A 23,341-nucleotide genomic window follows, 5' to 3' on the forward strand; every position below is an offset into this window, starting at 1 on the left:
CGTGTAAATGTCTAGTTCAACTTATATAGAAGTACACTTCGTAAACAACTCGTTCCCCGTCCAAACACATTCGGCCGCTAGTGTCGTCAGGCATCGTACCTTAAGCCGAAAATGAGGATGAACAAGCCGGGAATGCTTGTTCATCTTCATTGTGACGTTTATATTCTAGTGTTTGAAATGGCGCACGCCCGTGAAGACCATGGCAATGCCGTATTCGTTCGCCACTTTAATGGATTCCTCGTCTTTGATGGAACCGCCCGGCTGAATGACCGCTGTGATGCCAGCTTTTGCCGCAAGCTCCAGCGTATCGCCCATCGGGAAGAACGCATCGGATGCGAGCACGGCACCTTTGGCCAGATCGCCGGCTTGTTCGATAGCGATTTTGGCTGCGCCGACACGGTTCATTTGCCCTGCGCCTACGCCCACGGTCATGTCATTCGCTGCAAGCACGATCGCGTTGGACTTGACGTGTTTCACCACTTTCCATCCGAACAGCAGCTGCTTCATTTCTTCTTCGGAAGGGGCACGATCCGTCACGACCTGCAGCTCGGTTGCTTCGATGGAGTGAACATCGCTTTGCTGCACGATCATGCCGCCGTCGATGGAGGTTACAACGAACTGGCTTTCGCGATGGCGCGCCGCGCTCAGCTCGCCGGTTTTGAGCAAGCGGATATTTTTCTTTTTCGTCAAAATGTCGAGAGCTTCTTGGGTAAAGTCTGGTGCGAGCACGATTTCGAGGAAAATCTCGCTCAGCTTCGCGGCCGTATCGCTGTCGATAATGCGGTTTGCTGCGACAATGCCGCCGAAGATCGAAGTCGGGTCAGCCGCATAGGCTTTGCCGTAAGCTTCGAAAATGCTCGCGCCTACGCCCACGCCGCACGGATTCATGTGTTTAACCGCGACCACCGCAGGCTCTTCAAATTCTTTGACGATTTGCAGCGCCGCATTCGCGTCGTTGATATTGTTATAAGACAGCTCTTTGCCGTGCAATTGCTCGGCAGATGTAAGCGTGTCGGCTGCTGCCAGCGGTTTGCGATAGAATGCCGCTTGTTGATGCGGGTTTTCGCCATAACGCAGGTCCTGGATTTTCTCGTAAGTCACCGTCAGGCGCTCCGGAAGCGGATCACCATTGATATTGGACAGATAATCGGAGATGAGGGCATCGTAAGCCGCCGTGTGGCGGAACACTTTTGCTGCGAGCTGTTTGCGCGTTTCCAATGTCGTATCTCCATTGCCGCGTACTTCTTCCAATACTTTGCCGTAATCCCCCGCATCTACGACGACGGTGACAAAAGCATGGTTTTTGGCTGCGGAACGAAGCATGGTTGGACCGCCGATGTCGATATTTTCGATCGCATCTTCATAGGATACGTCAGGTTTCGCAATCGTTTGTTGGAACGGGTACAGGTTCACGACGACCAAGTCGATGTAGCCCAGGCCCAATTCCTCCATCTGACGTGTGTGCTCCTCGTTGTCACGAACTGCGAGCAATCCGCCATGAACCGCCGGATGCAGGGTTTTAACCCGGCCATCCATAATTTCAGGGAAGTTGGTAATGTCGGAAATGCCGATGACAGGCACGCCTTCCTCTGCCAACAGGCTGCTTGTACCACCCGTCGAAATAATTTCCACGCCCATTTGCGACAGCTCGCGGCAAAAATCCACGATGCCCGTTTTATCCCATACGCTGACCAGCGCTCTTTTGATACTCACAATTTGCTCCTCCTTTATTGTCTCCGGACTCCACGCGCTTCTTGGTGAAACGTGAGCCGATTTATTTCCCGAGAAATATTAGAAAACGTCGATTGCCGTGCTTTCATAGAAGACAGACCGCCACTCACGGGAAATTTCTTGCGATGATCAAATCCTGACGCCGCAGAATGCGCAAAAATCCATCATTTCTCTGATGCGCGCTTATTCGGCGTCAATGTACCAAAATGTCCGCTTATCCGTTTAATCCATTCGTGATTGAATCGTAACCTGACGGCCTTCAAGTTGGACCAAACCTTGGGCGAACCAGGACACCACTTCAGGATAGAGCTGCTTCTCGGCAGCATGAATGGCATCACTAACTGAATCCGGCGTATCCCCAGGCAAAATTGGTACAGGATGCTGGGCAATAATCGGCCCGGTATCCATGCCTCCATCCACGAAATGCACCGTAACCCCCGTCACCTTCGCGCCATAATCCATTGCCTGGCCGATCGCATCCTTGCCGGGAAAAGCCGGCAATAAGGACGGATGGATGTTGATTAACCGGCCTGCATACCGATCCACCATGACCGAAGTCAGCAGGCGCATGTAGCCGGCCAGGACGACGAGATCGATGTTTCGGGATTCCAGCACATCCACGATTTCCGCTTCGTAGTCTTCGCGGGATGCATAGTTTTTCGGCGTAAACAGATGGCAGGCCACGCCCGCCTCTTCGGCCCGCTGCACGACCCGTGCAGCAGGCTTGTCGCAGACCAGCAGGTCAACGGAAGCTTCGATCTCCCCGTTCCGTGCCGCATCGACCAAGGCCTGAAAGTTCGTCCCTTCGCCAGAAGCAAATACGGCAATGCGGTATTGAGCCATTAAACATCCGCTCCCGTGAAGGTTACTCGTGCATCCCCTTCAGTTACACGGCCGATGACGTATGCTTCCTCTCCGGATGCTTTCAGCTCTTCCACAGCCTGAGCGGCATCCGCCTCGTTCACGACGAGCACGAGACCGATTCCCATATTAAACGTGGTGAACATGTCGCGGTTCGAAACGTCGCCCGTTTTCTGAAGCAAGTCGAAGATCGGCAGGATCGGCCAAGAGCCGTATTCGATATCCACGTTCACGCTGCCTGGCAGCATCCGCGGAATGTTCTCGATGAAACCGCCGCCCGTAATGTGGGCCATGCCTTTGACGTTCACTTTTTCGAGCAAGGAAAGCAGTGGTTTGACGTAAATTTTGGTTGGCTCCAAAATAACGTCGCCGAGCTTGCCGCCCAGCTCTTCAATGTGATCCTGAAGGCCAAGTCCGGCTTTCTCGAGGAGAAGCTTGCGCACCAAGGAAAATCCATTGCTGTGCACGCCGCTGGACGCCAGTCCGATCACCGTGTCTCCAGGCGCAATCGCAGAGCCGTTGATGATTTTTGCCTTGTCCACGATACCTACCGTGAAACCGGCGATATCATACTCGCCCTCGCTGTACATGCCCGGCATTTCCGCCGTTTCGCCGCCGATCAGCGCACAACCCGATTGATGGCAGCCTTCGGCGATCCCGGCCACAATAGCTTCAATTTTCTCGGGAATAACCTTATCGCAGGCCAGATAATCGAGGAAAAACAAAGGTTCCGCACCCTGCACGACGATGTCGTTCACACACATGGCCACGGCGTCGATCCCGATGGTATCATGGCGGTCCATGGCAAACGCGATTTTAAGCTTGGTCCCTACACCGTCTGTGCCGGATACGAGCACAGGCTCTTCGTATTTGTCTTTGTTCAAGCCAAACAGGGCGCCGAATCCCCCCAGGTCGGTCATCACTTCCGGACGGAAGGTCCGCTTCACGTGTTTTTTCATCCGTTCTACCGCTTCGTTACCTGCCGCGATATCGACACCGGCATTTTTGTATGCTTCTGACACTACCATCGCACCCTTCATCTGGTTCTATAGATCACATTTCCAATCGTTCTTGCCACCGTTACATCCCTGACAAATGAATTTGCACCAATTCAAAACCGGCCACACCCAGCGTGTTGAACTTGCCGTACTCCTCCTGCTGCAAATGCCGAACATACTCATCCCCGCAATATAAATGCCCGGCGCATTCAAACACTTTCAGTTGTTCTTTTTCTTGCGTCAGAGGAATGTTGCCAATGATCCTCCAATCTCCACTTCGGATATAGGCCGGCGAAGCGAAAATGACGCTGCTCCGCCGCTTGCCGAACGTATATGGCAGGAAGTCACCGTCCCTCAGCTCGGCGGTTTCGTCAGGCTGAATGCGAATCACGCCAAAGGAAAACGCCTTTTTGAACCGACCTCTGAGCGCGCACACGACCTGACAGATCGCCGTGCGGCCGTCCTCCATCGGAAGAAGGAAGATATCGCCTTCGTGATACGTTATCCGTTTCAACATGTTTAACAGCTGCAGCCGAATTTCTCTTCGCCGCCGAAATCGAGACGGGTCGGATAGTCGTTATCAAAACAAGCGAGGCATAAGCCACCTTTGTAATCACTTTCGTTGTTGCCCTGAATCGATGCAATCAGTCCTTCCGGACTGAGGAAGGCCAGGGAGTCCGCATTGATTTCGCGGCAAATCTCTTCCACCGACAGGGAAGACGCGATCAATTCGCGGCTGTCCGGCGTGTCGATGCCGTAGAAGCACGGATTCTTGAACGGCGGCGACGTAATCCGCACATGGACCTCGGCAGCTCCCGCATCGCGAAGCATGTTTACGATCCGGCGGGAAGTCGTTCCGCGAACGATGGAGTCGTCGATCATGACTACGCGTTTGCCTTCCACCACGCGGCGTACGGCGCTGAGCTTCATTTTCACGCCTTGCTCGCGCAATTCCTGGCTTGGCTGGATGAACGTACGGCCCGTATATTTGTTTTTGATCATGCCCATCTCATACGGGATGCCCGTTTGCTCGGCATAACCGATGGCTGCGGAAATGCTGGAATCCGGCACGCCGGTCACCAGGTCTGCATCAACGAACGCTTCCAGGGCCATGCGGCTTCCCATCCGTTTGCGGGCCGCGTGTTGGTTCGCCCCGTTCATGTCGCTGTCCGGACGCGCAAAGTAGATATATTCCATCGCGCACAGCGCCTTGCGATGCTTGTGATGATCGAAACGGTCCTCGTGCAAACCGTCCGCATCCAAGATCAGCAGTTCGCCGGGCTCGATATCGCGAATCAATTCTGCGCCGATCGTTTCAAGCGCGCATGTCTCGGACGCAAACAGATAGGCATCGCCCAAACGTCCCATCGTCAGCGGACGCAGACCGTGCGGATCGGAAGCGACCAACAGCTTGTCGTTGGTCATGATGAGGAACGCATATCCGCCAACGATGCGCTGGAACGCATCTTTTGCTGCTTCGACAAGGCCCTTTGGCGACCGCGCGATCAGATGCGCGATCACCTCGGTGTCACTGGTCGTCTGGAAAATGGAACCGCTCTGTTCCAGCTCGCGCCGAATGGTCGGTGCGTTCACGATGTTTCCGTTCGTGGCAACCGCCAAATCGCCGTCGCGATACTTGAACACCAAGGGCTGCGCATTCGTCAGCTTGCTGTCGCCGCTGGTGGAATACCGGACGTGACCGATGGAAATGTCGCCGCTGAGCGTCTGCATCAGGTCTTTCGTAAATACTTCTTTGACCAATCCCATGCCGCGATGGTAATGAAACTCATTGCCGTCGCTGACGCACATTCCGGCACTTTCTTCCCCGCGGTGCTGCAGGGCATGAAGTCCGTAATAAGAAAGGGAAGCCGCGTCAGGGTGCTTGAACACCCCGAATACGCCGCATTCTTCTTTCAATTTGTCGAGTCCTTCCTTGCCGGACCCTTGGTTGTAATAATCGCCTGTCCACAATTGTCCTGTCGTCAGTTCATGAGACATGGAATCGCATCCTCCCAGACCTGTGTCAAACCTCCTACGGGTTCATTCACGGCTGTTGTTCCGTTCACTTCAATCGTCAGGTTGCTTCCTTCAACACGTCCAATGACAGCAACCGGCACGCCCCGTTCGCGCACAAAAGCTTCCAGCTTGCCGGCTTGCTCCGGCGCAGCCGACAACAAGATCCGGGACTGGCTTTCGCTGAACAATGCATGGTCGCCGCGCAGCGACGTTTCGACATTCACTTGAGCTCCCAGCTTGCCGCTGATGCAAGATTCCGCCAGCGCTACAGCCAAACCGCCTTCGGACAAATCGTGCGCCGAGCGAACGAGGCCGGATTGAATCGCTTCGAGCACCGTGCCGAGCAATGCTTTTTCCTTGTTCAGGTCCAGCTCCGGCGGACGGCCTTCCGTTGCGCCGTGAACGACGTATTGCAGCTCGCTGCCGCCCAGTTCGGCTTTGGTCTCGCCGAGCAGGAGAATGACGTCGCCTTCAGCTTTAAACCCTTGCGTCGTGATGTGATCCACGTCATGCACCAGACCTACCATGCCGACCACCGGCGTCGGGTAAATGGCACCCTTGGCATTTTCGTTGTACAAGCTGACGTTACCGCCAATTACCGGCGTATCGAGCACGCGGCAAGCCTCAGCCATGCCGTCCACCGCTTTTTCCATCTGCCAGAAAATGTCCGGTTTCTCCGGGCTGCCGAAGTTCAGGTTGTCCGTCAGAGCCAGCGGCTCCGCACCGGAGCAAACGATGTTGCGCGCCGCTTCGCTGACCGCGATGCGTCCGCCTACTTCCGGATCAAGATACACGTAACGTCCGTTGCAATCCGTCGTCATCGCCAGGCCTTTGCGCGTGCCGTGAATGGTTACGACTGCCGCGTCCGAACCTGGACGAACGGCCGTGCTTGTACGCACCATGTAATCGTACTGGTCATACACCCACTTTTTGCTCGCCACGGTCGGCGAAGCCAGCACTTGTTTCAACGCACCGCCAAGGTCCGTCACTTCGTCGTAACGAAGCGTGTCGATGGAAGCACTTTGCTCGTAGTATGCGGGTACCGTGGATGGTTTGTCGTACACCGGGCACTCGTCCACGAGCGCTTTTACCGGCATGTCGCCGACAACCTCGCCGTGATGGAACAGCTTGAGGCGGCCGTCGTCCGTTACTTTGCCGACCTTCGCACAGATGACGCCCCAACGCTCGAAGATTTCCAGCGCTTGCGCTTCATCCTTCGGTTCGATGACGAACAACATGCGCTCTTGGGACTCGGACAGCATCATTTCGTAAGGCGTCATGCCTTCTTCCCGCTGCGGCACCTGATCCAGATACAATTCAAGTCCATTGCCCGCTTTGCTTGCCATTTCCGCACTGGAGCAAGTCAGTCCTGCAGCACCCATATCCTGAATACCGAGCACGATGCCAGTGTCGATCAGTTCAAGGCAGGACTCCATGACGAGTTTTTCCATGAACGGGTCGCCGACTTGAACCGCTGTCTTCTTGGATTCGGATTCTTCCGTCAGCTCCACCGAAGCAAACGTTGCCCCGTGAATTCCGTCGCGTCCTGTTGGAGGACCGACATAGTACACCGGGTTGCCTACGCCTTTGGCTACGCCGCGCTGAATTTTGTCGTGATCGATCAAACCTACGCACATTGCATTGACGAGTGGATTGCCTTCATAACTTTCGTCGAACATCACTTCCCCGGCTACCGTTGGAATCCCGATACAGTTACCGTATCCGGCAATACCCGAAACGACATGCTCGAACAGGTATTTCACGCGATCGCTCTCCAATTTGCCGAAACGAAGGGAGTTTAGCAAGGCCACCGGTCTTGCGCCCATGGAGAAAATGTCACGGATGATACCGCCAACGCCTGTTGCCGCACCTTGATAAGGCTCGACCGCGGAAGGATGGTTATGGCTCTCGATTTTGAACACAACCGCTTGATTGTCGCCGATGTCCACGATCCCGGCACCTTCGCCCGGACCCATCAGGACGCGCGGTCCACTCGTCGGGAAACGACGCAGGAGCGGCTTGGAGTTTTTGTACGCGCAATGCTCGGACCACATCACGCTGAACACGCCGATTTCGGTATAGTTCGGCTTGCGTCCCATGAACTCGCAGATCAGCTCGTACTCGCTGTCGGATACGCCCATTTGTGCATATAGTTTATGTTCTGCGACCTGTTCTGCCGTTGGCTCCTTAGCGGATAGCTGCTGCGTCATGTCGATCCCTCCATGCTTTCAAAATAGATGTAAACATACGTTTGCCGTCTTCCGAGCCGAGCAGCGAATCCACCGCGCGCTCCGGATGCGGCATCATGCCGACCACGTTGCCTGCTTCGTTGCAAATCCCCGCGATGTCCGCCAGGGAACCGTTCGGGTTGTCGCCGTACGTAAAGACGATCTGGTTGTTCACCTTCAAGCTGGCAAGCGTTTCTTCATCGCAATAATAGTTGCCTTCGCCGTGTGCGATCGGGATGACGATCTCTTCGCCAGCCGCATAATCGCGGGTAAACGGCGTATTTGCATTAGCCACTTTCAATACTGTATCGTGACAACGGAATTTCAGGGACATGTTGCGAATCAGTGCACCCGGCAGCAAGCCTGCTTCCGTCAAAATTTGGAACCCGTTGCAAATGCCCAGCACATATTTGCCTTCTGCCGCAGCCTTCGCTACCTCATTCATGACCGGGGCGAACCGGGAGATCGCTCCGCACCGCAGGTAATCCCCGTAAGAGAAACCGCCCGGAACAAGGATACAATCATAGGCAGACAAGTCCGTTGCCGTATGCCACACATAATCCACTTCTTGACCAATCGCCTCTTCCACGGCTTTGTAGCAATCGATATCGCAGTTGGAGCCGGGGAACACAAGAACTGCAAATTTCATGGGATTAACCCTCCAATTCGTAGCGGTAATCTTCAACAACGGTGTTGGCGAGCAGCTTCTCGCACATCACTTTCAGACGGCTTTCCGCTTCGACACGATCGTTCGTATCCAGTTTCAGCTCCATGACTTTACCGATTCTTACGGCTTCCACTTCATTGAAACCCATGGAATGCAGCGCTCCTTGAACTGCCACGCCTTGCGGGTCGAGTACGCTTTGCTTAATAGTGACATAGACGGTTGCTTTGATCATAATCCTTCAGTTCCTCCTCAGTAATGAACGGGATAAATGCTTTATGCTGTTAAAAGTGGCGTTGGCGCTTGCTCCGGAGAAGTTTGGCTTTCGATCGCTGTTGCCCCCAACACTAATCAATCACACAAGGCCACTGCGAGTGCAGTACCATCTTCCGATCGCTGTTATCCCCAGATTTTTTTGATCCCCTTCCTAAGGGGAAAATCCGGTGATAAATGCGACCGCTTCGCTTCTCCAGATTGGTTCTGCCTCTCCGTTAACGTGTGTATGTTTTTTTGCGGTTTGCATAGTGGTCGTAACCTGGGGATAAAGGCGAACACTATCGCTCCTTTAAGAACAATTCCGTCCCTCCGCTAGTCCATGCGAGCTTTAAAAGGCTTAAACCTTTACGTTAGGCGGTAATGGTAGAAAGAACATTGCTGAGAACAATTAACTTTAGTTTGCCGTCAAACGGTTGTAAATATCGACGTACCTGGCGGTGGTTGCCTCAACCACCTCTTGCGGCAGCGGGTCTGGCTGGCTGTTCTTGTCCCAATCCGTGCCTGACAGATACGCACGCACCGGTTCTTTGTCCATGCTGTCGATCTCGATGTCGAGCGCGTAGTTTTCCTTTGCCCAGAAGCGTGATGCATCAGGGGTGAATATTTCGTCGATCAGGATGACCTTGCCATCCACGATGCCGAATTCGAATTTGCAATCCGCCAGGATGATGCCGCGCTGATCGCAGTAGTCGCGGGCGAATTCGTACAGCCTCAGGCTTTTTTCCTGAAGCTCCACCGCCAGCTCGTCGCCTACCAGTTCCTTCATGCGCTCCATCGGGATATCCTCGTCATGCCCCACGTCGTTTTTGGCTGCCGGGGTGAAGATCGGGGACGCCAGCTTGTCATTCTTGCGAAGGCCTTCCGGCAGCTTGATGCCGTTGACTTCGCCCGTTTGCTGGTATTGTCTCCAGCCGCCGCCGGTGATGTAGCCGCGCACCACGCATTCGATGTCGATGCGTTCCGCTTTGCGGGTAACCATAATGCGGTCCTTTAGCAATTCGGGTTCGGTTACGATATCGCCCAATCGGCTTACGTCGGTATGAACGACATGGTTTTCCATCATGCTGCCCGTCAGCTCGAACCAGAAGCTGCTGAGTTTGTTCAGCACGTTGCCCTTCTCCGGTACCGCCGGCTCCAGCACGTAGTCGAAAGCCGAAATCCGGTCCGTCACAACGATCAGGAAGTGTTCGCCCAGATCGTACAGTTCGCGTACTTTGCCTTTATACAACAATGGAGCTTTAACAAGATCTGCCGCAGTGGACAGCGCCATGAAGGCTCACCTTCTTTCAGGAGATGGTAAACATATAAGCTCATTCCCTTAATCACGCTTGCCACTACGAATGCAGAACACCCTCCGATCGCTGTTATCCCCGGATTTTTCGAATCACACGTTTGCAAAGTGAAAATCCGGGGATAAAGGCGACCGCTTCGCTTCTCCAGGTTTTTCTGCCTTCTCCGTTTCTGCGTGAACTCATAATGAGCTTATATTTTTGATTAGTTGGTAAGGCCAAGCTTTTTGAAGATCGTGTCAACGTGTTTCAGGTGCCACGCCGGGTTGAACGCATCTTCGATTTCCTCTTCGCTCAGCGCCTCGGTAATTTCAGGTGTGGACTTCACGATGTCCTTGAACTGACGCTGCTCTTCCCATGCCTGCATCGCACGCGGTTGAACGGTATCGTACGCCTGCTCGCGGCTGAAGCCTTTGTCGATCAGCTTCGTCATGACGCGGCCGGAGAACGGCACGCCATACGTGCGCTCCATGTTGCGTTTCATGTTTTCCGGGAACACGGTCAGGTTTTTTACGATGTTGCCGAAACGGTTCAGCATGTAGTTCAGCAGCATCGTTGCATCCGGCAGGATGACGCGCTCGACGGAAGAATGCGAGATGTCGCGTTCATGCCACAGCGTAACGTTCTCGTATGCCGATACCATGTGTCCGCGAATGACGCGGGACAGGCCGGAGATGTTTTCGCTGCCGATCGGATTGCGTTTGTGCGGCATGGCCGAAGAACCTTTTTGACCTTTGGCAAAAGCTTCTTCCACTTCGCGGAACTCGCTCTTCTGCAATGCACGGATTTCTGTAGCGAACTTGTCCAGCGATGTAGCGATCAGGGCGAGCGTCGCCATGTATTCCGCATGACGGTCGCGCTGCAGCGTTTGGGTCGAGATTGGTGCGGCTTTCGTACCGAGCTTTGCACAAACGAACTCTTCCACGAACGGATCGATGTTGGCGTACGTGCCTACCGCGCCGGAAATTTTGCCGTATTGCACGTTGTCTGCCGCATGGCGGAAACGCTCCAGGTTACGCTTCATCTCTTCGTGCCACAAGGCCATTTTCAAACCAAACGTCGTCGGCTCGGCATGTACCCCATGCGTACGTCCCATCATTGGTGTGTGTTGGTATGCCAGTGCCTTTTCCCGCAAAATGTCGATGAAGTTCACGATGTCGCGCTCCAGGATTTCGTTTGCTTGACGGAGCAGATAGCCGAGTGCCGTGTCCACGACGTCCGTAGATGTAAGGCCGTAGTGAACCCATTTCCGCTCATCGCCCAGGCTTTCGGATACGGTACGCGTGAATGCGATCACGTCATGGCGCGTTTCTTGCTCGATCTCGTAAATCCGGTCAATGTCAAAAGTAGCCTTCTCGCGCAGCAGCGCTGCATCTTCTTTAGGAATGACGCCCAGTTCCGCCCATGCCTCGCATGCGCAAATTTCGACTTCCAGCCATGCTTTGAATTTGTTTTCTTCCGTCCAGATGGCTCTCATTTCAGGTCTGCTGTAACGTTCGATCATGAATTTGTATTCCTCCAAATCGTAGTTTGTTCAATCCATTGTAATCCTTCTTCAACATCGTGACAAAGCAGATTGACATGCCCCATCTTCCGTCCTGTTTTCGCCTCGGTTTTTCCGTATATATGAAGCTTGGGGATAACACCCAGTTCAATGGCATCGGCATCCGGCGCGCCCGTTCTCTCGATGATCGGTTCCAGATGTTCCCCGAGTACGTTGACCATGACCACCGGACTAAGCAACGTTGTATCCCCGAGCGGCAATCCACAAATCGCGCGAATATGCTGTTCGAATTGGGACGTGGCGCAAGCCTCCATCGTGTAGTGACCCGAGTTGTGCGGCCTTGGTGCAAGCTCGTTCACATACAACCTTCCATCCGCCGCCACAAACATCTCGACGGCGAGCAGCCCAACCGCCTCCATCGATTCCGCGACCGCGGCGGCCAATTTTTGCGCTTCCAGCTGGATGTCGGCAGGGACTCTCGCCGGAACGATAGAAGCATGCAAAATGTTGTTCACATGAATATTCTCCGCAGGCGGGAACGTTTTGATCTCTCCTGCCGTGCTGCGCGCGACCACGACGGAAATCTCGCAATCGAACTTGATGAATTGCTCCAGCACGAGTTCTGCTCCCGTGGCTGCAAGTTCCTCATAGGCTTTCAAAGCCTGGGCCGCATCGCGGATAACGCGCTGTCCTTTGCCGTCATAGCCGCCGGTAACGGTTTTGAGCACGCAAGGCACGCCCAGTTCGCCAACCGCTGCTTGCATCGTGTCCGCGCTCGTAATCTCGCGATAAGGGGCAACGCGGACCCCTGCAGCTTCAATGGCTCTCTTTTCGCGGAGTCGATGCTGCGTCGTATAAAGCAAGCTGCTTCCCTGCGGTACGTAGGATTCCCTTTCAAGCAGGGCAGCTACGCCCGCATCCACATTTTCGAACTCATAGGTGATGACATCGCATTGGCGAGCCAGCTCCAGCGCCGCTCCTTCATCCGCATAACCGGCCTCGATCTGCCGGGCTACCTGCCCGCACGGAGCGTCCTTCGCCGGATCCAGCGTAATGAAGCGATATCCCATTGCAGTACCGGCAAGCGTTAGCATGCGGCCGAGTTGGCCCCCGCCAAGAATGCCGATCGTCGTATGTCCAGGCAGCATCACCCGATGCTGCGATCCGTTTTTACTTTTTTCCGTTCCGCTCATAGCTCATCACTGCTTTCGAGCACTTCCTGCTTGATGCGCTCCCGCCGAGCTTCGCTCCGGCTTTGCACTTCCGGATCGAATGCCCCGATCATTTGCGCAGCCAGCAGTCCCGCGTTCGTCGCTCCCGCTTTGCCGATGGCCACGGTGGCCACGGGAATGCCGCCAGGCATTTGCACGATCGACAGCAAGGAATCCAGACCATTTAGCGCTTTGGATTGCACCGGCACGCCGATGACCGGAAGCATCGTTTTTGAAGCGACCATGCCTGGAAGATGCGCTGCTCCGCCAGCTCCGGCAATGATGACTTTGAAGCCTCTGCCGGCCGCCTGCTCGGCGTATTCAAACATCAAATCCGGCGTACGATGCGCGGATACCACCTTTTTTTCGTAACCGATCCCTAGCTCGTCCAGCACCTCGCACGCATGCTTCATCGTCTCCCAATCCGACTTACTGCCCATGATCACAGCAACCTGAACTGACATGAATTCACTCCACTCCCGTCTGATCGTTTTGGTTTAAAACAACAAAAAGTCCGCTACCCGCGAAAACATCACATTTTCTCCGGACACCGGACTCCAGGAAATACGCCGCCAGCATTTGGGCATACCAAAAGGGGGCTTGCTGTCCGCATCGGAATGCATGCGACTCACAGCCGTATCTCCTCGTAGTCCGGAAATTTACGGTTCCCAGGTAGAAACTTCCGGGCCCTATCCCCGGCATTATACGAGCAAATATCATTTCGTCATTGAATTATGAATCCAAACTTTCGCACCAGTTCGACCATTTTTTCATCTGATCGACACATCTAACATTCTAACAATCCCCTACAAGGAATGTCAACTTAAAGACGAACATTTAACATATTGACAAATCTAATGTTCGGAAATTACTGAACGAGCCACATCAAACCAGTCTATCTTATGAAAAAAACGGAAAAGCCGGCTTCTCCATGAAGGAAGAAAGCCGGCCCACACGCCGCAAGGCGTTTTCCACTATTGAACAAACGATTATTTTACGACAAGAACAGGGATCCGGGCATGCTGCACGACATTATGGCTTACGCTGCCCAGTACGAATTCGCGAATCCCGCCGAGCCCCCGGCTGCCGATCACGATCACGTCGGAACCGTTCTCTTTGGCATAATCCAGCAGCACCTCGGCAGCGGCCCCTTGGATCAGGTCGACATTTGCCGTCACGCCTGCAGCTTTGATACGCTCTTTCGCCTCATCCGTCGTCTGCACCGCCAGATTGTAATAATCGTTATTGAGCGATGGCGGCAGCGGTGCCAGTCCTTCACCGATAAATACGCGCGGAAAATCATAGGCATGGACGACATCTATTACGGCCCCCGGTGACGCCTTTGCCAGCTCGATGGCACGATCAAGAGCCTTGTTTGAAGCTTTGGAACCGTCATAGGCAACCAAAATTTTGGAGAATAACATGAACATCCGTCCCTTCCTTGTTATGTAACACCCTTTAAACCTTGCGCAAGCGATTGAATCACAGGCAACATGCCCTTAGCCTCGGTAGGTCCCGCTTGTCTACCAAAGAAAATATCCATAAATGACTGCATTCAGGAACAACAGCAGCGGTACTCCGATCACGAAACTGGGATGTTTGGTTTTGTGCCTTTTGCGGTACATCGCGATCCATACACCCAACGCTCCGCCGATAAAGGCAAGCAAGAACAACGTTCGTTCCGGTGTGCGGTCCTTCCGGCGCTGGGCTCTTTTTTTGTCATCCGACATGACGAGGTATCCGACCACGTTAATGAAAATAAACCATACAATGATTCCGGTTTGCATATGTTGCAAGCGGCCCCCCTAACCCGGGACATCTCCCTGTACCCTCATTATAATCCCGGAAAGGCCAAACTACAAAGCTTGACCTCTCCTTTTTACGGGCAGCCGATGAGCCGCGAGATGCAATCCTAGGATTCCTGTTTCGGGATCCCGTTCAGGCTGGGCACTCTCTTGCCTGCTTTTTGCGGGCGCGCACCGATGCTTTCTTCCTTAATACTGTCTTTGTTTTGCTGATTATGAATCTTTTCGGGCTTATGATACGGCATTTGCAAGTCACCTCCCACCGTTACGTTTCCTGAAAAAGAGGTAACTTATTCAGACGTTCTGGTCAGTACATCCCCGCTGCGTTATCCTGAGCCCGTCCAGTTCCGAACGACGCGTTATGATGTCCGAGCGCTGCGCGTCTTCAGATCCCTTTGCACGATGAAATGATATAATGCTCCATACAGATTGGCATCGTTTCTGAATGCGCAGGCCGTAATTTGGGGATTTGCCATATGGAACGGGTTGATTCGTTTGATTTCGTCGATACCCCACCGAATGCGCTCGATAAGGATAGGCTGGGCACTGATTCCGCCCCCGATGGCAAACAGGTCCGGATCAAGGACATATTGCAAATTCATGATCTGTGCAGCCACGTTCAGGCAGTAGTTATCAAAAACTTTTGCCGCTTCAGGGTCTCTGTTCACAATGAATTCAAACACGGCTTCGCCATCCGTCGGGTCTTCCAACCCTTTCATCATGCCGATGGTACGCACCATTTCCACCGCCGAGCATTCAAGGCCAAAATACGTCGCCTCCCGCGTCACCGGAGCCACGTCGCTCATGATGTAACTGACTTCTCCGGCAGACAGGTTCGCTCCCCGATGCAGTTTGCCGTCCACGATGATCCCCGCACCGATGCCGCTGCCCAGGACAAGCACGATCGAATTGCTCACATGGCGGACGCTGCCGAGCCACAGCTCGGCCAGGGCCGCGCATTTGCCGTCGTTTTCGATGGATACTTCGATTCCGTATCGATCATGAATCATTTTCCGCAAATTCACTTCATGCAAAAACGGAAAGCTGCCCCCGTGGTAGATGACGCCCGTATCCACATCGACCGTTCCCGGACAGCTCAGGGCGATGCCCTTAATGTCGGACAGGTCCTGTGCGTCAATTACCGAATATAACACATCTTCCAGCTCCTGCAGGTTTGTTCTGCCCACATGGCGTTTATCTTTATGCAGGATTTCCCCTCCGGAACTCATCAACGCATATTTCACGAATGTACCGCCAATGTCCACAACCAAATACATCTTTATCGACTCCCCGCATTTAAGTTCAAGGCTCAAAAGGTACTTATCACTTATCTCTTAAGTCATATCATGCAAACTGTTGCACACGGATATCCAAGGTTGGCTTTACATCCAAACCTTCATGGCACGTCCCCTTGAAATATAAAATGATCTCTCTTATATTTATGGTATTTATTTGCGAAAAAAGGTGTTTTTTCGACTTCGTGCATACAAGGAGGCTCTAATCTTATGCCGATCTCCATCACTTCCCTTGAACAGGCCTCTCAATTGGTTGCAAACGCCACTCGCGTTCCCGTCTTTTATATGTATCCCGGCTCGGATGAGCTGTGGTCTTTCGGCGGGTTTCGCATTTCCCGTTCGAACCTGAAGAAGGCGCCTGCCGATCTGCTGCACTCCATCCAATCCGTCCAGTTCCGGAAACCGATACAATTGGTGAATATCAACAATCAGGCGGATCAAATGATCGTCATGCCCCTAACCACTCACGAAATGGGCGAGGGCCGTCTCATCCTGTGGCCCAATTATCGCAAGTTTTTGGACCCTCATCCGATGGACCAGCACCTGGAGCCTTCAATATTGCAGCCGCCCGATCCCGGACAACTGATCCATACCGCATCGCTATTGCACTATCTTCTGTACAACGAAAGACTGGAGGACGATCAGCTTCCGAACGAAGAACACAAAGCGGATGCGCTCGAGATATCGCTCATGGAACAAAGGGAGAACAGCCTTTACCATAAGTCCTATCTGGCAGAGAAAAAGATTTTCGAACAAATCCGTCTGGGGAACAAAGTCAAGATGCTCCGTTACTTGAACCAGCATGTGAACATGGACGGAATCTATGGGACCTTGTCCAAAACCGACAATTTGCGCAGCAAAAAAAACCTCATCATCGCGGCCATTACGATGGGCACCCGCGCAGCGATTGAGGGGGGATTGTATTCGGAAGTGGCACTGACGCTTAGCGACACGTTCATTCAATACGTGGAAAGCATGCCTCACATCGATTCCATTCAGCCTGTGTTGGAACAGATCCTGCTTGAATTCACGGAACGGGTGGAACGCGTTCAGCGAGCCCATTTTTCCAGGGATATCCTGATGTGCCAGGAGTATGTTCTTGAGCATTTGTATGAGGACCTCGATTTAGGCACACTGGCAGCGCATGTCAAAATGAGCCCCTCCTATCTGTCCAGGAAATTCAAGGACGAGACGGGAGAGGCTCTCAAGACGTTCATTCAAAAACAGCGGATTGAAGAAGCGAAACATTTAATCGTTTTTACCGACTATCGTCTCAGCGAGATTTATCCCCTGTTGAACTTCCACGACCAAAGTTATTTCATTAAAATATTCAAAAAGCATGCAGGCGTCACGCCGAAACAATACCGCGACCGCTTTGCCGCCAGAACGTCCTGACGGCGAATGCGGCCGACCGCATCATGCATCCTATTGGGCCAAGAGCGTAGATCCGCGTCTAGTCTAAAACCTATTCGCCCTTTTTCTCCAGCGCCGCTTTCAGCAGGTCGCCAAGGTTCGAACCCAGGCTCTCCTGTTTGGAATACTGCTTCACCAGCTTCTGCTGCTCGCGCTTGTTCACATGTTTCTTGTCCTTGTCCAGCACCTCGGTAATGCCGCAAGGCAGGCAGCGCACGAACATTCCCGCTTTGCCTTCCTTCAGCTCCATCTTTTTGTGGCACTGCGGACAACGGCGATTGGACAGCTGTTTCTCTGCCGAACGGCGATAACCGCAATCCTCTGTCGGACAAACGAGGAACCTTCCCCGCTTGCCCTTCTTCTCCAGCAACCTTGCATTACAGTCCGGGCAGTGGCTGTTTGACACGTTATGCGGTTTGTACTCGGCTTGGCTCCCCTTGACGGTCGATACAAGCTCCCGTGCCATCGTACGGATGCCCTGCAGGAAAGGCTCAGGCTTGCCTTGTCCCCTCGCGATGCGCTCCAATTCGGCTTCCCAACGGGCGGTCAGCTCAGGCGTGCGCAGTTGCGGCGCAGCAAGTTCGATCAGCTGTTTGCCCTTGCCTGTCGGGTGCAGGCTGTTGCCTTGGCGATCGATGGTGTCGGAGCTGACCAGCTTCTCGATAATGTCCGCGCGCGTAGCCGGCGTGCCGAGTCCGTGTTTTTCCATCTGCGCCAGCAGCGCGGCTTCCGTGTACCGTTTCGGAGGCATGGTGCGCCCGCTTTTGATGTGGCAGCGCTGGATCGTCACGCTCTGGCCCTGGTGCACCTCCGGCAGAAGCGCACGCTCCTGGTCCAGCGAATCGTCCGCCGATTCGTCGTCGTCGTCCGTATAATCGGACCCGTAGACTTCGCGCCAACCGCTATCCTTCACGGTCGTTCCTTTCACATGGAAGGAATCCTCGCCAACCTTTACCGTCACTGCCACCGAATCGTATTTAGCCGCAGGGTAGAACAGGCTGATGTAACGGCGCACGATCAGATCGTACAGCTTGCGTTCCTCCGGGTTCAGCTGGTTGAGCAGCACTGTCTGTTCCGTCGGGATAATGGCATGGTGATCCGTCACTTTGCTGTCGTCCACAATGCGTTTGGTCAGATTCAAGCTTTTGCGCAAAAGAGGACGAGCCAGCGCGGCATAAGGCCCCACCGCCACGCTCTCCAAACGCTCCTTGAGCGTGCCGGCCATATCCGAAGTCAAGTAACGGCTGTCCGTCCGCGGATATGTCACCAGTTTGTGCTGCTCGTACAGGCGTTGAAGCACGTTGGAGGTTTGCTTGGCCGAGAAACCGTATTTCCGGTTGGCATCCCTTTGAAGTTCGGTCAGGTCGTAAGCCAGCGGATGCGGCTCGACTTTTTCGCTCTTTTTGACTTGGGCAATCACACCGGCTCGGCCTTCAACCCGTTTCTTGAGCGCTTGGGTCTGCTGTTTGTCGAAAATGCGCGCGTCCCCGCCCGAAGCTCTCCACGTCGCTTGGAAACCGCCCATGTCCGCGGTCAACGTCTCATATTCCTCGGAACGGAATCGGTTGATTTCATTTTCGCGGTCCATAATCATACCCAGCGTTGGCGTCTGTACCCGGCCTGCGGACAATTGGGCATTGAAGCGGCAAGTCAATGCGCGCGTCACGTTGAGCCCGATCATCCAGTCAGCCTCGGCCCGGCAGCGCGCAGACTCATAGAGACGGTCAAACTGGCTGCCCGGCTTCAGCGAAGCGAAACCTTCCTTGATCGCCTTATCGGTCTGGGAGGAAATCCACAGCCGTTTGAACGGCTTTTTCCACTGCGCCATCTGCATGATCCAGCGGGCCAGCAGTTCCCCTTCCCGCGCGGCATCGGTGGCAACGATCAATTCGCCGACATCCTGGCGTTTCATGAGCTGCTGCACCGCTTTGTACTGATGGTTCGTCTCCTTGAGCACCTTCAGCTTGGCGCGTTCCGGCAGAATCGGCAGATCCTCCAGATTCCAGGTGGCATACTTTTTGTCGTAATCCTCGGGCTCGGCTAGGCCGACCAGGTGGCCCAGCGCCCAGGTCACGATATATTTCGGACCTTCGAAGTAACTTTTATGTTTATCACGCGCGCCCATTACTCGGGCAATCTCGCGTGCGACAGAAGGCTTTTCTGCGAGCACCAACGTTTTCAATCGATCTCTTCCTTTCCCGTGAAGCACATAATTCCCCGTTCGGGGCGTGTTTTTCCCATCCTGTCCATTATAACATTTCACAACATCCGTCTGCCTCCTCATCTTCTCCTTATTCCAATCTCCTAAATTTTTACCACCACTATAATGTTAGATAACATTACAAATAACAGCGAATCCCAACTTTATTTTAGGTGAAAGAGAATCAAAGCTATTCGAAGAATGACAGATTAAACAACATTATGTATGCGTTTTTTTGAATAAATATAAATGTTGTTAGAATATCTAACATGTAATTAGAATGGATCAATAAATAGATCACCGATCCATCGCACATCTTCAGATTTTTTCAGAAAAGGGAGCGTGAAGGCATGAGTTATCAACAATCAGCCATGATGAAAAAAACAGGAGCCTTGCTTCTTGCAGGCGCAGTGCTCGCCACCGGTTTTGGAAGCCCGGCTCCATCGGCAGCGGCAGCGGCCAGCACAACCGTACCTGCGGGCAAAACAGCAGCAGCAACGGCTGGGAAAGCTCCTGCTACGGCAGCAGCCTTTGTGAAAGCGATGGAAGAAGCCGCAACATTTGCAGGCGTTCCTTTTTCCATGGACACGCCTATAGGCACAACCGTCAAACGCAAGGACGCGGCAAAGGCGCTGCAACAATGGCTAAAGCTGGAGCCTGCGACCGAGACGTTCAAGGACGTACCGGATGATGCCGATTATGCTGGCGCCGTAAGCGCCCTGAACCAGGCGGGCCTGATGAAAGGATACACCGAATCCTTGTTTCTGCCCAATGCGGTATTAACGGAAAATGACGTTGCCGTCTTGAAAGACCGCATTTATGACTACATCAAACCTTTTGTCCTGGAAGAAGCCACGATTACTGAGATTCAGGCTGCCATGACGCAGGGAAAAATCACCTCCAAAGAGCTGGTTCAGAAGTATCTGGACCGGATCGAAAAATACGATGATCAAGGCGTCAGCCTCAAAGCCGTGTTGACGCTGAATCCGGAAGCGCTGAACATCGCCGAAGCTCTGGATGAGGAGCGCGCAACGAAGGGCGCACGCGGACCGCTGCACGGCATACCGGTGCTGGTCAAAGACAACTTCGATACCAACGACATGCCGACAACCGCGGGCTGCCTTTGCCTGAAAGATTCCGTGCCTTCGACGGATGCGGAGCAAGTCAAACGTTTGAAAGATGCCGGGGCCATCATTTTGGGCAAAACCAACCTGCATGAATTCGCCTTTGGCATCACCACCTCCAGCTCGCTTGGCGGACAAACGCTGAATCCTTATGCACTGGATCACTATCCGGGCGGTTCCAGCGGCGGTACGGGCGCAGCCATTGCCGCGAACTTTGCCGCAGCCGGACTGGGTACCGACACGGGCGGTTCCATTCGGATCCCATCCAGCTTCAACAGCCTGGTCGGCATTCGTCCAACGATCGGCTTGTCCAGCCGCGACGGCATCATTCCGCTTGCGCTGACCCAGGATGTGGGCGGTCCGATGGCACGCACCGTCAGCGATGCTGCGATCATGCTCGACGCCACGGTTGGCTATGACAAAAAAGACTCGGCCACAGCGTACAGCGTCGGCCGTATTCCTTCCAGCTACACGGATTATCTGGATGTGAACGGGTTGAAAGGTGCACGCATCGGCGTAGCCACCGAGCTGATTCCTAGCACCAAAGCCGAGGAAAAAGAAGTGGCCGACGTCATCAACCATGCCGTGGCAGAACTGGAGTCGCTGGGTGCGACGGCTGTGCCGATCCAAATTCCGAACCTTGCGGAAATTAACAAGTACCCGAGCCTTAGCGGATACGAGTTCAAATTCCAATTGAATGACTATCTGGAATCGTTGGGAGACGAAGCTCCTTACCACAGCCTGTCCGAGATCATCGCTTCCGGTCAGTTCGATAAGTCCCAAGAGCAATCCATGAAAGCCAGAGATGCGCGAGCCACGCTCGATACGACCGAATACAAGGATATCGTGCTGAAACGTACGCAGCTGACTCGCGATTCCTTGTTGAAAGTGATGGCCGACCATCATCTGGATGCCATCATTTATCCTACATCCACGCAAGCTGCGGGCGTCATCGGCGAAGGACAAAATTCCGGCGGCAACAACCGGTTGAGTCCATTCTCCGGCTTCCCGGCGATCACCGTGCCTGCCGGATTCACCAGCGAAGGTTTGCCCGTAGGTATGGAATTCCTTGGCCGTGCCTTTGATGAAGGTACGCTGATCAAGCTGGCGTACAGCTACGAGCAAGGAACGCACCACCGCCAAGCACCCAAATTCACGCCATAAACTGTTATGACGGACTAATTACAAAATCATTCCATAAAAAAAAGTACACCTCACTCTTAACACAGTGAAGTGTACTTTTTTAGTTGACCATTGTTTGATCATTAACACTCATTTTTCCTCGAATCAATGCAACCTTTAGCTTTGCTGAGCCAAATCAGGAACTCCCCATTCCACCACAAGGCCAGCATAAGTTAGTCCGCCTCCAAATCCAAATAAAGCAAGTCGCTGTCCTTGTTTTACTTTCCCTGCATCCACGGCAAGCTGGATGGCCAGCGGGATGGAAGCTGCCGACGTGTTGCCCCGATATTCCGCACTGGTCAACGTACGTTCCATGGGAATCGGGCCGCGCTCGCACATCGCTTCAATCATTCTCAGGTTAGCGCTGTGGGGCACGAACCAGTCGATTTGCTCTGCCTGCAATCCGGCTTTGGCAATCAATTTCGGCAATTGTTCCGGGATCAGACGCACAGCCCATTTATAGACCTCTCTGCCGTTTTGCACGAGACTGCCATTCCCCTGAAGAGATACGCCGTCCATTTCGGAAGAGAGCCCGCTGCTATAAACGTGTATGCCGCCTTCGCCCTGCGTTCCGGACAACGCTGCAAGGGAATTTCCTTTCCCCTCGGTCCGTTCCAACAAAAAAGCCCCCGCCCCATCGCCAAACAAAATGCATGTGGAACGATCCGTATAATCCGTAATTTTCGATAACGTCTCCGTGCCGACCACTAGCACCTTGCGATACATCCCGCTCGTAATCAGGCTGTCTGCCAGTTGCAGACCATATACAAAACCCGCGCATGCTGCGCTTAAATCCATCGCTCCTGTCTGCGGAATATTTAGTTTTGTCTGAATTCTTGAAGCCGTGTTGGGAAAAGGATACTCTGGCGTGCTCGTCGCCACCAGAATCATATCTACGTCTTGAACGTCTGCCCCGTAGCGTTGAATCATATCCTCCACCGCCTTGACGGCAAGGTCCGAAACAAATTGATCCTCAGCTGCGATGCGACGCTCTCTCATGCCCGTCCGCTGAACGATCCATTCATCGTTTGTGTCGACCATTTTTTCCAAATCCGCATTACTCAGAATGCGCTCTGGGACATACGTTCCAAATGCGGTGATTTTAGCTTTTGACTGCAACATGCTAGCACCTCCGTTAGTGTGTTTTCAATATTATAGCACCAACTATTAGTATCTGGTACTAAAATTATAATCGATTAATTAGTCATGCCATATTGGCATTACAATACTGTTATCTATTCCAAGAAGTAACGATAAATTACGTTCTCTTTATAAATATTATATGTAATGTCTTAAAGAGCCTCTGATCATGCATTACCCGTTTGCAGAACAGGATCAACGCCCGAGTCCAGCTCCATCAAAAACAAATGATGCACAAGATTCTTAATAAAAAAAGCAGCCCAATTAAGTTATTGGGCTGCTAGTTTAAACAAAAAAAACCACCGCCGATTACATCGGCAGTGGTTCTTCGCTTGGCGGCTTCCTACTCTCCCAGGACCCTGCGGTCCAAGTACCATCGGCGCTAGAGGGCTTAACGGTCGTGT

Annotated in this window: 20 protein-coding genes and 1 riboswitch; of the genes, 2 read left to right on the forward strand and 18 right to left on the reverse strand. The window is 53.3% G+C overall.

Annotation, left to right across the window (positions count from 1 at the left end; genetic code table 11):
* Window positions 1–165 precede the first annotated feature (165 nt).
* The 16 genes from purH to RSX24_RS26210 form a co-directional block, all read right to left on the reverse strand.
* Window positions 166–1,713, reverse strand: coding sequence for a bifunctional phosphoribosylaminoimidazolecarboxamide formyltransferase/IMP cyclohydrolase (gene purH / locus RSX24_RS26135; protein ID WP_343262213.1), 1,548 nt, complete (start codon window positions 1,711–1,713; stop codon window positions 166–168).
* A gap of 240 nt (window positions 1,714–1,953) precedes the next feature.
* A complete protein-coding gene (gene purN, locus RSX24_RS26140) occupies window positions 1,954–2,574 on the reverse strand; it encodes a phosphoribosylglycinamide formyltransferase (RefSeq protein WP_343262214.1) in 621 nt (206 codons plus the stop codon).
* Window positions 2,574–3,614, reverse strand: a complete 1,041-nt coding sequence (gene purM, locus RSX24_RS26145; RefSeq protein WP_343262215.1) for a phosphoribosylformylglycinamidine cyclo-ligase — start codon at window positions 3,612–3,614, stop codon at window positions 2,574–2,576. Before purM ends, purN begins: the two co-directional genes overlap by 1 nt.
* 58 nt (window positions 3,615–3,672) lie before the next feature.
* Window positions 3,673–4,107, reverse strand: coding sequence for an immunity 26/phosphotriesterase HocA family protein (locus RSX24_RS26150; RefSeq protein ID WP_339276059.1), 435 nt, complete (start codon window positions 4,105–4,107; stop codon window positions 3,673–3,675).
* Between the two features lie 2 nt (window positions 4,108–4,109).
* On the reverse strand, window positions 4,110–5,588 hold the full coding sequence (gene purF, locus RSX24_RS26155; protein WP_236420605.1) for an amidophosphoribosyltransferase: 1,479 nt from the start codon (window positions 5,586–5,588) through the stop codon (window positions 4,110–4,112).
* On the reverse strand, window positions 5,573–7,816 hold the full coding sequence (gene purL, locus RSX24_RS26160) for a phosphoribosylformylglycinamidine synthase subunit PurL (protein ID WP_343262216.1): 2,244 nt from the start codon (window positions 7,814–7,816) through the stop codon (window positions 5,573–5,575). Before purL ends, purF begins: the two co-directional genes overlap by 16 nt.
* A complete protein-coding gene (purQ, locus tag RSX24_RS26165; protein ID WP_343262217.1) occupies window positions 7,794–8,483 on the reverse strand; it encodes a phosphoribosylformylglycinamidine synthase subunit PurQ in 690 nt (229 codons plus the stop codon). Before purQ ends, purL begins: the two co-directional genes overlap by 23 nt.
* A 4-nt stretch (window positions 8,484–8,487) precedes the next feature.
* Window positions 8,488–8,733, reverse strand: coding sequence for a phosphoribosylformylglycinamidine synthase subunit PurS (purS, locus tag RSX24_RS26170; protein WP_236420602.1), 246 nt, complete (start codon window positions 8,731–8,733; stop codon window positions 8,488–8,490).
* 435 nt (window positions 8,734–9,168) lie between these two features.
* Entirely contained in the window at window positions 9,169–10,044 is an 876-nt protein-coding gene (locus tag RSX24_RS26175; protein WP_236420601.1) for a phosphoribosylaminoimidazolesuccinocarboxamide synthase, read from the reverse strand.
* 224 nt (window positions 10,045–10,268) lie between these two features.
* Window positions 10,269–11,567, reverse strand: a complete 1,299-nt coding sequence (purB, locus tag RSX24_RS26180) for an adenylosuccinate lyase (protein WP_339276052.1) — start codon at window positions 11,565–11,567, stop codon at window positions 10,269–10,271.
* Window positions 11,564–12,760 carry a 5-(carboxyamino)imidazole ribonucleotide synthase gene (gene purK / locus RSX24_RS26185; protein ID WP_343262218.1) on the reverse strand — a complete coding sequence of 399 codons (1,197 nt, stop codon included), beginning with the start codon at window positions 12,758–12,760 and terminating at the stop codon, window positions 11,564–11,566. Before purK ends, purB begins: the two co-directional genes overlap by 4 nt.
* Entirely contained in the window at window positions 12,757–13,242 is a 486-nt protein-coding gene (gene purE / locus RSX24_RS26190) for a 5-(carboxyamino)imidazole ribonucleotide mutase (protein ID WP_339276050.1), read from the reverse strand. The genes purK and purE overlap by 4 nt, the downstream gene beginning before the upstream one ends.
* 163 nt (window positions 13,243–13,405) lie before the next feature.
* Window positions 13,406–13,507, reverse strand: a riboswitch (purine riboswitch).
* Between the two features lie 260 nt (window positions 13,508–13,767).
* Complete coding sequence (locus RSX24_RS26195; protein WP_236420717.1) at window positions 13,768–14,202, reverse strand: universal stress protein; 435 nt, start codon at window positions 14,200–14,202, stop codon at window positions 13,768–13,770.
* A 99-nt stretch (window positions 14,203–14,301) separates the two neighbouring features.
* Complete coding sequence (locus RSX24_RS26200; RefSeq protein WP_236420716.1) at window positions 14,302–14,565, reverse strand: DUF1294 domain-containing protein; 264 nt, start codon at window positions 14,563–14,565, stop codon at window positions 14,302–14,304.
* Window positions 14,566–14,690: 125 nt separating this feature from the next.
* On the reverse strand, window positions 14,691–14,828 hold the full coding sequence (locus tag RSX24_RS26205) for a hypothetical protein (RefSeq protein ID WP_236420597.1): 138 nt from the start codon (window positions 14,826–14,828) through the stop codon (window positions 14,691–14,693).
* Window positions 14,829–14,942: 114 nt separating this feature from the next.
* Window positions 14,943–15,860, reverse strand: a complete 918-nt coding sequence (locus RSX24_RS26210; protein ID WP_343262219.1) for an ROK family protein — start codon at window positions 15,858–15,860, stop codon at window positions 14,943–14,945.
* A 228-nt stretch (window positions 15,861–16,088) separates the two neighbouring features.
* On the opposite strand from RSX24_RS26210, the gene RSX24_RS26215 reads away from it, so the two are divergent.
* On the forward strand, window positions 16,089–17,273 hold the full coding sequence (locus RSX24_RS26215) for a helix-turn-helix domain-containing protein (RefSeq protein ID WP_343262220.1): 1,185 nt from the start codon (window positions 16,089–16,091) through the stop codon (window positions 17,271–17,273).
* A gap of 70 nt (window positions 17,274–17,343) precedes the next feature.
* Here RSX24_RS26215 and RSX24_RS26220 read toward each other — a convergent pair whose 3' ends face one another.
* Window positions 17,344–19,473 carry a DNA topoisomerase III gene (locus tag RSX24_RS26220; protein WP_343262225.1) on the reverse strand — a complete coding sequence of 710 codons (2,130 nt, stop codon included), beginning with the start codon at window positions 19,471–19,473 and terminating at the stop codon, window positions 17,344–17,346.
* A 368-nt stretch (window positions 19,474–19,841) separates the two neighbouring features.
* Here RSX24_RS26220 and RSX24_RS26225 point away from each other — a divergent pair, with 368 nt between their 5' ends.
* Window positions 19,842–21,779, forward strand: coding sequence for an amidase family protein (locus tag RSX24_RS26225; RefSeq protein WP_343262221.1), 1,938 nt, complete (start codon window positions 19,842–19,844; stop codon window positions 21,777–21,779).
* 135 nt (window positions 21,780–21,914) lie between these two features.
* On the opposite strand, the gene RSX24_RS26230 is transcribed toward RSX24_RS26225, so the two are convergent.
* Window positions 21,915–22,919, reverse strand: coding sequence for a ketoacyl-ACP synthase III (locus RSX24_RS26230; protein WP_343262222.1), 1,005 nt, complete (start codon window positions 22,917–22,919; stop codon window positions 21,915–21,917).
* Window positions 22,920–23,341: the final 422 nt, after the last annotated feature.

Origin of the sequence: Paenibacillus hubeiensis (assembly GCF_032334105.1) — a bacterium.
Classification (GTDB): domain Bacteria; phylum Bacillota; class Bacilli; order Paenibacillales; family Paenibacillaceae; genus Paenibacillus; species Paenibacillus hubeiensis.

What these genes read in the sequence shown, in the direction of transcription:
- purN (WP_343262214.1), bottom strand. Translation starts at nt 2,574, where the DNA reads ATGGCTCAATACCGCATTGCCGTATTTGCTTCTGGCGAAGGGACGAAC.
- RSX24_RS26150 (WP_339276059.1), bottom strand. Translation starts at nt 4,107, where the DNA reads ATGTTGAAACGGATAACGTATCACGAAGGCGATATCTTCCTTCTTCCG.
- purF (WP_236420605.1), bottom strand. Translation starts at nt 5,588, where the DNA reads ATGTCTCATGAACTGACGACAGGACAATTGTGGACAGGCGATTATTAC.
- purL (WP_343262216.1), bottom strand. Translation starts at nt 7,816, where the DNA reads ATGACGCAGCAGCTATCCGCTAAGGAGCCAACGGCAGAACAGGTCGCA.
- purQ (WP_343262217.1), bottom strand. Translation starts at nt 8,483, where the DNA reads ATGAAATTTGCAGTTCTTGTGTTCCCCGGCTCCAACTGCGATATCGAT.
- purS (WP_236420602.1), bottom strand. Translation starts at nt 8,733, where the DNA reads ATGATCAAAGCAACCGTCTATGTCACTATTAAGCAAAGCGTACTCGAC.
- RSX24_RS26175 (WP_236420601.1), bottom strand. Translation starts at nt 10,044, where the DNA reads ATGGCGCTGTCCACTGCGGCAGATCTTGTTAAAGCTCCATTGTTGTAT.
- purB (WP_339276052.1), bottom strand. Translation starts at nt 11,567, where the DNA reads ATGATCGAACGTTACAGCAGACCTGAAATGAGAGCCATCTGGACGGAA.
- purK (WP_343262218.1), bottom strand. Translation starts at nt 12,760, where the DNA reads ATGAGCGGAACGGAAAAAAGTAAAAACGGATCGCAGCATCGGGTGATG.
- purE (WP_339276050.1), bottom strand. Translation starts at nt 13,242, where the DNA reads ATGTCAGTTCAGGTTGCTGTGATCATGGGCAGTAAGTCGGATTGGGAG.
- RSX24_RS26195 (WP_236420717.1), bottom strand. Translation starts at nt 14,202, where the DNA reads ATGTTATTCTCCAAAATTTTGGTTGCCTATGACGGTTCCAAAGCTTCA.
- RSX24_RS26200 (WP_236420716.1), bottom strand. Translation starts at nt 14,565, where the DNA reads ATGCAAACCGGAATCATTGTATGGTTTATTTTCATTAACGTGGTCGGA.
- RSX24_RS26205 (WP_236420597.1), bottom strand. Translation starts at nt 14,828, where the DNA reads ATGCCGTATCATAAGCCCGAAAAGATTCATAATCAGCAAAACAAAGAC.
- RSX24_RS26210 (WP_343262219.1), bottom strand. Translation starts at nt 15,860, where the DNA reads ATGTATTTGGTTGTGGACATTGGCGGTACATTCGTGAAATATGCGTTG.
- RSX24_RS26215 (WP_343262220.1), top strand. Translation starts at nt 16,089, where the DNA reads ATGCCGATCTCCATCACTTCCCTTGAACAGGCCTCTCAATTGGTTGCA.
- RSX24_RS26225 (WP_343262221.1), top strand. Translation starts at nt 19,842, where the DNA reads ATGAGTTATCAACAATCAGCCATGATGAAAAAAACAGGAGCCTTGCTT.
- RSX24_RS26230 (WP_343262222.1), bottom strand. Translation starts at nt 22,919, where the DNA reads ATGTTGCAGTCAAAAGCTAAAATCACCGCATTTGGAACGTATGTCCCA.